Origin of the sequence: Lacinutrix sp., assembly GCF_023299985.1 — a bacterium.
Classification (GTDB): Bacteria; Bacteroidota; Bacteroidia; order Flavobacteriales; family Flavobacteriaceae; genus Lacinutrix.
This window is the reverse complement of sequence record NZ_JALZVX010000151.1, coordinates 18,683-27,895: the sequence shown is the minus strand read 5'-3', so window position 1 is coordinate 27,895 and position 9,213 is coordinate 18,683. Positions and strand designations below refer to the sequence as shown.

Annotated in this window: 11 protein-coding genes and 1 riboswitch; of the genes, 10 read left to right on the top strand and 1 reads right to left on the bottom strand. The window is 30.2% G+C overall.

What is annotated here, in order from left to right:
- Positions 1-953 (bottom strand): TonB-dependent receptor (locus Q0C58_RS08265; RefSeq protein ID WP_290699911.1); only part of this gene is annotated, 953 nt, incomplete at its 3' end.
- A gap of 26 nt (positions 954-979) precedes the next feature.
- A riboswitch (cobalamin riboswitch) is annotated at positions 980-1,198 on the bottom strand.
- A 59-nt stretch (positions 1,199-1,257) separates the two neighbouring features.
- Between Q0C58_RS08265 and Q0C58_RS08260 the strand changes: the two genes are divergently transcribed.
- From Q0C58_RS08260 to Q0C58_RS08215, 10 genes are all read left to right on the top strand, one after another.
- On the top strand, positions 1,258-2,421 hold the full coding sequence (locus tag Q0C58_RS08260) for an ABC transporter substrate-binding protein (protein ID WP_290699908.1): 1,164 nt from the start codon (positions 1,258-1,260) through the stop codon (positions 2,419-2,421).
- Between the two features lie 99 nt (positions 2,422-2,520).
- A complete protein-coding gene (locus tag Q0C58_RS08255; RefSeq protein WP_290699904.1) occupies positions 2,521-3,546 on the top strand; it encodes an iron ABC transporter permease in 1,026 nt (341 codons plus the stop codon).
- A complete protein-coding gene (locus tag Q0C58_RS08250; RefSeq protein ID WP_290699901.1) occupies positions 3,547-4,341 on the top strand; it encodes an ABC transporter ATP-binding protein in 795 nt (264 codons plus the stop codon).
- Between the two features lie 99 nt (positions 4,342-4,440).
- A complete protein-coding gene (gene rmuC, locus Q0C58_RS08245) occupies positions 4,441-5,826 on the top strand; it encodes a DNA recombination protein RmuC (RefSeq protein WP_290699898.1) in 1,386 nt (461 codons plus the stop codon).
- A 12-nt stretch (positions 5,827-5,838) separates the two neighbouring features.
- Complete coding sequence (locus tag Q0C58_RS08240; protein WP_290699895.1) at positions 5,839-6,204, top strand: 6-phosphogluconate dehydrogenase; 366 nt, start codon at positions 5,839-5,841, stop codon at positions 6,202-6,204.
- A gap of 2 nt (positions 6,205-6,206) precedes the next feature.
- Positions 6,207-6,761, top strand: a complete 555-nt coding sequence (locus Q0C58_RS08235) for an acyl-CoA thioesterase (protein ID WP_290699892.1) — start codon at positions 6,207-6,209, stop codon at positions 6,759-6,761.
- 49 nt (positions 6,762-6,810) lie between these two features.
- Positions 6,811-7,212 (top strand): hypothetical protein, encoded by a 402-nt coding sequence (locus tag Q0C58_RS08230; RefSeq protein WP_290699889.1) that lies wholly within the window; start codon positions 6,811-6,813, stop codon positions 7,210-7,212.
- Between the two features lie 7 nt (positions 7,213-7,219).
- The gene (locus Q0C58_RS08225) at positions 7,220-8,068 is read left to right on the top strand and encodes a DUF5777 family beta-barrel protein (protein WP_290699886.1); all 849 of its coding nucleotides are present in this window, start codon (positions 7,220-7,222) and stop codon (positions 8,066-8,068) included.
- Between the two features lie 10 nt (positions 8,069-8,078).
- Positions 8,079-8,447: a hypothetical protein gene (locus Q0C58_RS08220; RefSeq protein ID WP_290699883.1), complete on the top strand. Its 369-nt coding sequence runs from the start codon at positions 8,079-8,081 to the stop codon at positions 8,445-8,447.
- 84 nt (positions 8,448-8,531) lie between these two features.
- Entirely contained in the window at positions 8,532-9,083 is a 552-nt protein-coding gene (locus tag Q0C58_RS08215) for a YceI family protein (protein ID WP_290699880.1), read from the top strand.
- Positions 9,084-9,213: the final 130 nt, after the last annotated feature.

The following is a 9,213-nucleotide window of genomic DNA, read 5'->3' as shown; positions in this document are numbered from 1 at the left end:
AAATCAATATTAAGATTGTGTTTTAATACTAACGTTTTTACTTTTCCGAAGGAAAAATTAGCTTTATCCTTATTTTCAAAAAATTTAAAATGCTCTTGTAAATGTGCTGCTTTAAAAGTAGATTGTATTTTGCTTCCAACGCGAGTCCACTCTAACATACTACGAAAATTCTGGTCATCAATTCTGCTTATTGATGTTGCAACAAGCGTGCTAGATAGGTTTCTTCTACCTATAAAAGTTTGATGGTATAATTTTATAACATCTTTATCACTAATAAAATAACCCAAATTAACATTAATGTTTTGGTTATTAAATTCACCATTGGTGTTCACTTTATCTGTACCTAAAAACTCATAATCATTCTCAGAATCTACATAACTCAATCCTATATTTCCTGAGAATTTATCACCTCCAAAATCTGTTAACACAGTATATTGTTGCGTATCAAAACTTCCATAAGAGACTCTTACACTACTATTAAAATGAGAATTAAACTTTAATTTATTATTTAAATGAATGGTTCCTCCAATACTTCCGCTACCATATTGTACACTTCCACCACCACTTCTAATGTCTACAGAATTAAAGTTTGTGGTGTTAATGGTATTAAAATCGGTTTGACCATTAAGTTGCGAATTAATATTTATGCCATTCCATATAACAGCCGTTTGTGATGCATTAGTACCACGAAAAGATGGAGAAGAAACCATTCCAAATCCATTTTCTTTAAAATAAATATTAGAATTAAAGGCTAATAATCCAGTAAGATTACTTGCATTATTAGTAAGTATAGAATCGGTTAACTTTGTTATTTTATAACCAGACGAGAAATTTTTAAGTTTAGAATCACTCAACATCACTTCATCTAATTCTTGAATAGAATCTAGCTTAGTTTGAGCAATACTGCAAAAACCAACACTAACAAAAATTAAAAATAGAATACTTTTTTTCATAATCTTAAAACCTTTCTCCCGAAGATTTTTTTGATGTTGAAAATGGCAGGTCTCCTGACTTTTTTAATTATTATTTTTCCTTCCCAGAAAATATTTCCAGTGGTTTAAGACAATAACATCCTTTTAAAAAGGTACTCAACCAAGTTGAGCATAAAATTACAGTTGCGGGAACAGCTCAAGATTTACACTTGATTCCCTTTTAATCGGTCTCACTTAATTGTGAAACTAAACCAAAATTCGATGCAAAAATAACCTTTTTGTTTAATGTTACATGCAAAACATTAAATAATATTACTTTTGAAGAATGAAATTAATAATTTTTAGAAATACCTTTTTAATTTTAATACTCTTAGTCTTTTCCTCTTGTAAAGAAGATAAAGAGATTGAAATAAAATTGTCGCCTTTAGAAACAAAAAGTAACACGACTGTAGCATACGCTGAAGGATTTTCAATTACAAAAAACAACAATCATAATATTCTAGAAATAAAAAGTCCTTGGCCAGAAAGTAATCAAACTTTTAAGTATGTTTTAATTTCTAAAGAAGAAGCTTCTAAAACTACTTTTATGAGAGATCAATATGATGGTATTATAATCACTCCTATTAAAAAAATTGTAGTAACATCTACAACTCATATTCCTGCCTTAGAGTTATTAAATGCTGAAAACACCTTAGTTGGTTTTCCTGGAACAGATTATATTTCTTCAGAGAAAACTAGAGCAAGAATTGATAATAAACAAGTTAGAGAATTAGGGAAAAATGAAGGTATAAACACCGAAGTTTTACTAGATATTAATCCTAATGTTGTTATCGCTTTTGGTGTCGATGGTAAAAGCAAATCTCTTGAAACCATTAAAAAAGCAAATATTCCTGTTATTTATAATGGCGATTGGGTTGAAAAATCACCACTTGCAAAAGCAGAATGGATTAAGTTTTTTGGAGCACTTTACAATAAAGAAAAAGACGCAGATTCTATTTTTAGGCAAATAGAGACCGATTATAACGAAGCAAAAAAACTTGCATTTAACGCTAAAACTAAACCAACTATTTTATGTGGAGCCATGTATAAAGACATTTGGTATTTACCAAATGGCACAAGTACAGAAGCACAGTTTCTAAAAGATGCAAATACTAACTATTTATGGAGCGATACAACAGACAAAGGTAGTATTGCGCTTAACTTTGAAGTGGTTTTTAGTAAAGCAAAATCGGCAAACTTGTGGTTAAGTCCATCCTATTATTCTAGTAAAGACGCATTAGTAAAAGCAAGTAATCATTATGCAAAATTTGATGCTTTTAAAAATGATAACATTTATACGTTTTCTAATACCACAGGAAAAACTGGAGGTGTTTTGTATTACGAATTGGGTACTGCAAGACCAGATTTAGTCTTAAAAGACATTATAAAAATTTGCCATCCAGAGTTATTACCAGATTATGAACCTTATTTTTTTAGAAAACTAAAATAGTATCAACGTCATTCAGAGCGAAGCGAAGAATCTTTTTTTTAGCTTTGTTTTATCCTAAGAGATTCTTTGCTTCGCTCTGAATGATAAAATATTAAATTATTGAAAAACAAGTACACATATACATTTTCTATTCTAATAGTCATTCTACTATTTTGCTTTTTCGCAAATATAAGTTTGGGATCTATCTCAATACCATTTAAATCAATATTTAGTAGTTTTTCCGCAAATTCAGACAACTATACTAGTCAAGAGTACATTATTCAAAATTACAGATTACCAAAAGCTATTACTGCAATCTTGGTTGGCTCTGGTTTAGGTATTTCGGGATTGTTAATGCAAACCTTATTTCGTAATCCATTAGCAGGCCCTTTTGTTTTAGGTATTACTTCTGGAGCTAGTTTAGGTGTTGCTTTACTAATTATGGGATCATCTGTATTTGGCGGTTTTTTCGCAACTCTTTTAATATCTAAATGGAGCTTAGTTATTGCAGCTAGTTTAGGTAGTTTTCTAGTATTACTAACCGTTTTAATTGTATCCTCAAGAGTTAGAGATACAATGGCTATACTTATTATTGGTCTTATGTTTGGTAGTATTACAGCAGCAGTTGTAAGTGTACTATCCTATTTTAGTTCTGCTGAAGAGTTACAACAATACATTTTTTGGGGCTTTGGTAGTTTAGGCGATTTACAATGGGAAGAGGTTAAAATATTCGCAATTATATATACCATTGGAATTGTCTTTAGTATTGGTTCTATAAAAGCATTAAACACACTCTTATTAGGTGAGAATTATGCAAAAAGTTTGGGTTTAAACCTGAAACAAAGCCGAATAGCAATCATCATAGCAACAAGTTTATTAGCAGGAACCATAACTGCTTTTGCTGGACCAATAGCTTTTATAGGTCTAGCTATTCCACACATGATACGACAAATTTTTAATACTTCAAATCATAAAATATTAATTCCTGCTGTGTTCTTATTTGGTGCTATTGTAATGCTTGTTTGCGATAGTATTGCACAATTACCAAATACAGATTACACATTGCCTATTAACGCTATTACTAGTTTAATTGGTGCTCCAGTTGTGGTTTGGTTGTTGGTAAGAAAACGTAAAATGGTTTTTTAGATGGAAAACAATATCAAACATACAATCCTAGAAACCAAAAACCTTTCCATTGGCTACAAGTCTAAAAAGACTGAAACTATTGTTGCGTCAAATATTAATTTAGAATTAAAAGAAGGACAATTAATTGGTTTGATTGGTGCAAATGGTATTGGAAAATCTACATTATTAAGAACCTTAACACAAGTACAACCCAAATTATCTGGAGCTCTTTACTTAAATAATAAACCTCTAGAAAGTTATAAAAATTTAGAGTTAGCACAAGCTATGAGTTTGGTTTTAACCGAACAAATCACATCTAAAAACTTATCGGTTTTCGAACTTATTGCATTAGGTAGACAGCCATACACCAATTGGGTAGGTAGTTTATCTGAAACTGACATTACAGTAATAAACAAAGCCATTACACAAACAAATATTACTGATTTAAAACATAAAAAATGTTTTGAACTTAGTGATGGACAGCTTCAAAAAGTAATGATTACACGTGCATTAGCGCAAGATACAGACTTAATAATTCTAGATGAACCTACTACTCACTTAGATATGTATCATAAAGCGTATATCTTAAAATTGCTTCAAAAACTAACTAAAGAAACTGGTAAGACTATCTTATTTTCATCTCACGAAATTGATTTGGCAATCCAATTGTGTGATAGCATGATTGTAATGTCTAAGGATGGAATAGTAAATGATTCGCCTTGTAATTTAATAGAACAAGGTGCTTTTAATAATTTGTTTCCAAAAAATATGATTATTTTTGATGAGAAAATTGGAAGTTTTAGGGTGATTAAATAGTTTTATATTCATCTAACTAAAACATCTAATTATTAATAGATTCTTCACTGCGTTCAGAATGACAAATTAATTATCTTTGATAAAACTCTTTTTTTTTTAATGAACGACAACCTCATCCTCATCATAGCTATTCTAATTTCAGCCTTAATAGGTGCTTATTTAGGCATGCTTTTTACAAAACTTAAAAGTAAAAGCGAAAAAAGTACTTTAGAGGAACGTAACACTAACTTACAACAGCAGCTTAACGACTTTAAACAATTCTCTGAAACGGAGAACCAAAAGCAAAATCAAGCTTTCGACAATAAGTTAACAGAATTAAAAGAAACCGTTTCTAAAATTGAAGTTGAACGTGAAGGCATTCGTCGTGAAAAAGACTTTTTAAATACTGAATTAACACGTAAAAATTCAGAATACGAAAACCTGCAACAACTTAATTTAAAAAGAGATGAAGAGTTAGAAGAACAACAAAAAAGATTACGTACAGATTTCGAGAATCTGGCTAACAAAATTCTAGACGCCAAATCTGAAAAATTCACACTTCAGAATAAAGAAAATATAAAGAATATATTAAATCCTTTACAAGAGAAAATTCAGCTTTTCGAGAAAAAAGTAGATGATACCCAAAAGGAAAGTATAAGTATGCACTCTGCCTTAAAAGAGCAGTTATTAGGTTTAAAAGACTTAAACCAACAAATGACTAAAGAAGCAACAAACCTTACCAAAGCTTTAAAAGGCGATAGTAAAATGCAAGGAAATTGGGGCGAACTTGTTCTTGAACGTGTGCTTGAAAAATCTGGTTTAGAAAAAGACAGAGAGTATTTTGTACAACAAAATTTTACTAGAGAGGATGGCACAAGAGTACTACCAGATATTGTGTTGCACTTACCAGACAACAAAAAAATGATTATTGATAGTAAAGTGTCTTTAACCGATTACGAACGTTACGTTAATGCAGAAGATGAAGAGCGAGAAGCTTACTTAAAAGCACACATAAATTCTATTAGAAGACATGTAGATCAACTCTCTGAAAAGAAATATGAAGATTTATACGATATAGAAAGTCCAGATTTTGTATTATTATTTGTGCCTATTGAACCTGCTTTTGCAGTAGCCATTAATGCAGACAACTCATTATACAATAAAGCTTTCGAAAAAAATATTGTTATTGTTACACCTTCTACTCTATTAGCTACTTTACGCACAGTTGATAGTATGTGGAATAACGAAAAACAGCAACAAAACGCCATTGAAATTGCACGTCAAGCAGGTGCTTTGTACGATAAATTTCACGGTTTAGTAACAGACCTAACAGGTGTTGGAAAGAAAATTGATGCAGCTAAAACAGATTATTCTGCTGCAATGAACAAACTAGTTGAAGGTAAAGGAAACCTTGTAACAAGTGTTGAGAAAATTAAAAAATTAGGTGCTAAAGCAAAAAAGGCATTACCAGAAGCTTTTATTAAAAGAGCAGAATCTGAAGAGTAAATATAAAACATCATGATAAAATTTCTAATAAAATCTTTAATTGCAATTTTTCTTATAGTTGCTGCTTATTTCTGTTTCATCTATTTTGTAACTTATAGTGAAGGAGTTAGAGCTGGCGAGTTGGTTAAATTTAGTAACAAAGGTGTTGTGTTTAAAACTTGGGAAGGCGAAATAAGTCAAGGTGTATCTGAAGCGCAGATTTTTAAATTCTCTGTTCAAGGTAATGAAAACCAAGTCATAAAAGATTTAAACCGACTACAAGGACGATTTGTTAAGCTACACTATTTTGAGCGCTATGCGTCTTTCTTCTGGCTAGGTGATACCAAATATTTTATAACCAACGTAGAAGAAGATAAAGACCGAAAATCTAATTATTAACTATGAAAACTTTCAAAAAAGTAGATGCATCACGCATTAGTATATCAGAGCTGATGCTACCGTCTCACTCTAATTTTAGTGGAAAAATACATGGTGGCTATATCCTAAGTTTAATGGACCAAATTGCATTTGCGTGTGCTAGTAAACATTCTAAAATGTATTGCGTAACTGCATCTGTAGATACTGTAGATTTTTTAAATCCTATTGACGTTGGTGAATTGGTTACCATGAAAGCTTCGGTTAACTTTGTTGGAAGAACTTCTATGGTTGTTGGCATACGTGTTGAAGCAGAGCACATTCAAACAGGAAAAATAAAACATTGTAATTCATCATATTTTACAATGGTTGCAAAAGATGACAAAGGTGCTTCTCAAGAAGTCCCTGGCTTAATTTTAAATGATAAAACCGAAGTAAAGCGTTATTTAAAAGCTCTAAAACGTATAGAAACAAAAAAATTAAGGCAAGCAGAATTTGATCATCAAGATTTTTCTCATCAAGATTATCTTGAACAATTAAAAAATTATAAGGTTAAAATTGAATTACCTGAAAATTATTAATTTCACAAATAAGCATAAACAATTACCTTAAAAAACCGTAACTTCGTTAATGAGAAATAATACTATGAAAAAGAAACTACAACTTATATTTGTTGCTATTATAATAGCATCTTTTTTTGCCTATAATTACATATATCAAGATCACAGAAATATAAGTAATGAGTCTGCAGTTTTTACGACTGATTCAAAATCACTGTCTGATGAATTTAAAAACAACATACAAGATTCTGAAACCAAGTACTTGAATAAAACCATAGTAATTAAAGGTGAAGTTTCAGAAATCAATACAACAGACCTTACTTTAAACGACTTAATTTTCTGTAGTTTTTCGCAGTCAATGTCAACAGGTTTATTACAATTAAATAAACAAATAACTATAAAAGGTCGTTGTATAGGTTACGATGATTTATTGGAACAAGTTAAATTGGACCAATGCACACTAATAAATTAACTAAATAATGAAAAAACTCTTTTTATCACTCTTTTTATTTCCTGTACTTCTCTTTTCTCAAGACAATTTATTAAATGAAATAGATCAAGTTTCTCCAGAAGACAACTTCGCAACTGCAACTTTTAAAGGGCTTAAAATTGTGAATTTTGAATCCACAAAACTAACTGCTAAAAATGAGTTAACTTTTGTTGTCTCGCATAGATTTGGGAGTATTGAAAATGGAATTGATAGCTTCTTTGGTTTAGATGACGCTGTGACAAGACTAAATTTTATTTATGGTTTAACAGAGAACATTAATATAAGTGTTTCTAGAAGTTCGTTTCTAAAAATATACGAATCTTCAATAAAATATAGATTAATAAAACAAAAAGAAAATGGCTCATTATTAACTTTAGTTGGCTACAACTCAATTACAGTAAATACTGCTTTAGAGAAAGCTAACTTACCAAAACTAGAGTTTAAAAATAGATTAGGTTATACTGCACAGTTTTTAATAGCTCGAAAAATTAATAAAGATTTATCTTTAGAACTAGCTCCTACTTTTTTTCACGACAACTTTGTAGTCGATAATAATCAGGATAATTCGCAATTTGCTTTAGGCTTTGGTGGTCGATATAAATTAGCTAAACGCTGGTCTCTAAATGCAGACTATGGATGGCATTTAAACCGTTCTAGTACGTCTCCTTTTAAAAACCCATTATCTATTGGTGTCGATTTAGAAACTGGAGGACACGTGTTTCAAATGCATTTCTCTAACTCTCAAGCCATGAACACCAATGGTTTTTTAGGTCAAGCAACAGGAGATTGGAGTGATGGTGATATTTTTTTTGGATTTAACTTAAGCCGAGTATTTTAAATTATAAGCTATGAAAAACAACTATATACCCTTTATTATTTTATTAATATTAACATCTTGTTCAAACGTTACCGAAGAAGATTTGTTAGAACCTATAATACTAGAACCAGAAGAAAGTATAAATTACACGCAACATATACAACCCATAATGGTAAATAATTGTACTTTTTGCCATAACGATCCTCCTGTTAATGGTGCTCCAAATTCTTTAACAACTTATAATGCTGTTGTAAACTCTGTTAATAATAGTAATTTAATAGGTCGAATTTCAAGAGAAACAGGTGAATCTGGAGCAATGCCAATTGGAGGTCCTAAATTACCACAAGACCTTATAGATTTGGTTATACAGTGGCAGGTAGATGGTTTTTTAGAAAATTAAAATAAATTATGGCATGCTATTTGTTTTATATCAAGAAACATTTAACTAAGAAACGAACATGTTTAAAAATATAAAAACAAACACATGAAATACATAACACTAGCATTTATTTTACTTTTTACATCCATATGTTTTGCTCAAGATAAATACATTACAAAAACGGGTGTAGTAACTTTTGAATCTTCTTTACTAGCATTTGAAGAGGTCAAGGCTAATAACAAAAATACAACTGCCATATTAAACACTGAAAATGGTGAGTTTGCAGCTTTAGTATTAGTTAAAGGTTTTCGATTTAAAAATGCACTAATGGAAGAACATTTTAATGAAAACTATGCTGAATCCGACGATTATCCTAAAGCTACCTTTAAAGGTACTATTTCTAATTTTGATTTAAAACAATTAAGTAACAACTCAACTACTGTTACTTTTAATGGCTCTTTAACTTTTCACGGAAAAACTAAAGTACTAGAAAACAAAACATTAAATATATTGATGCCTAACGATAATACCATTTCAATATCAGGAGATTTAAAGATGAATGTTGCTGATTTTGATATAAAAATTCCAAAAGCAGTGCGTAAAAAGCTTTCGAAAGAAATAGCGGTTACTTATAGTTTTATGCTTTCAAAAAAGTAAAATAAATTAGTCTTTTATTGTTATAAATAAGATTATCTGTCTCATAAAAAAAGTCTTCACTATAAATAATAGTGAAGACTTTTACTTTATAAGTTGTCTCGTCCTGAAATAGTGTTACAGCTAACATTAT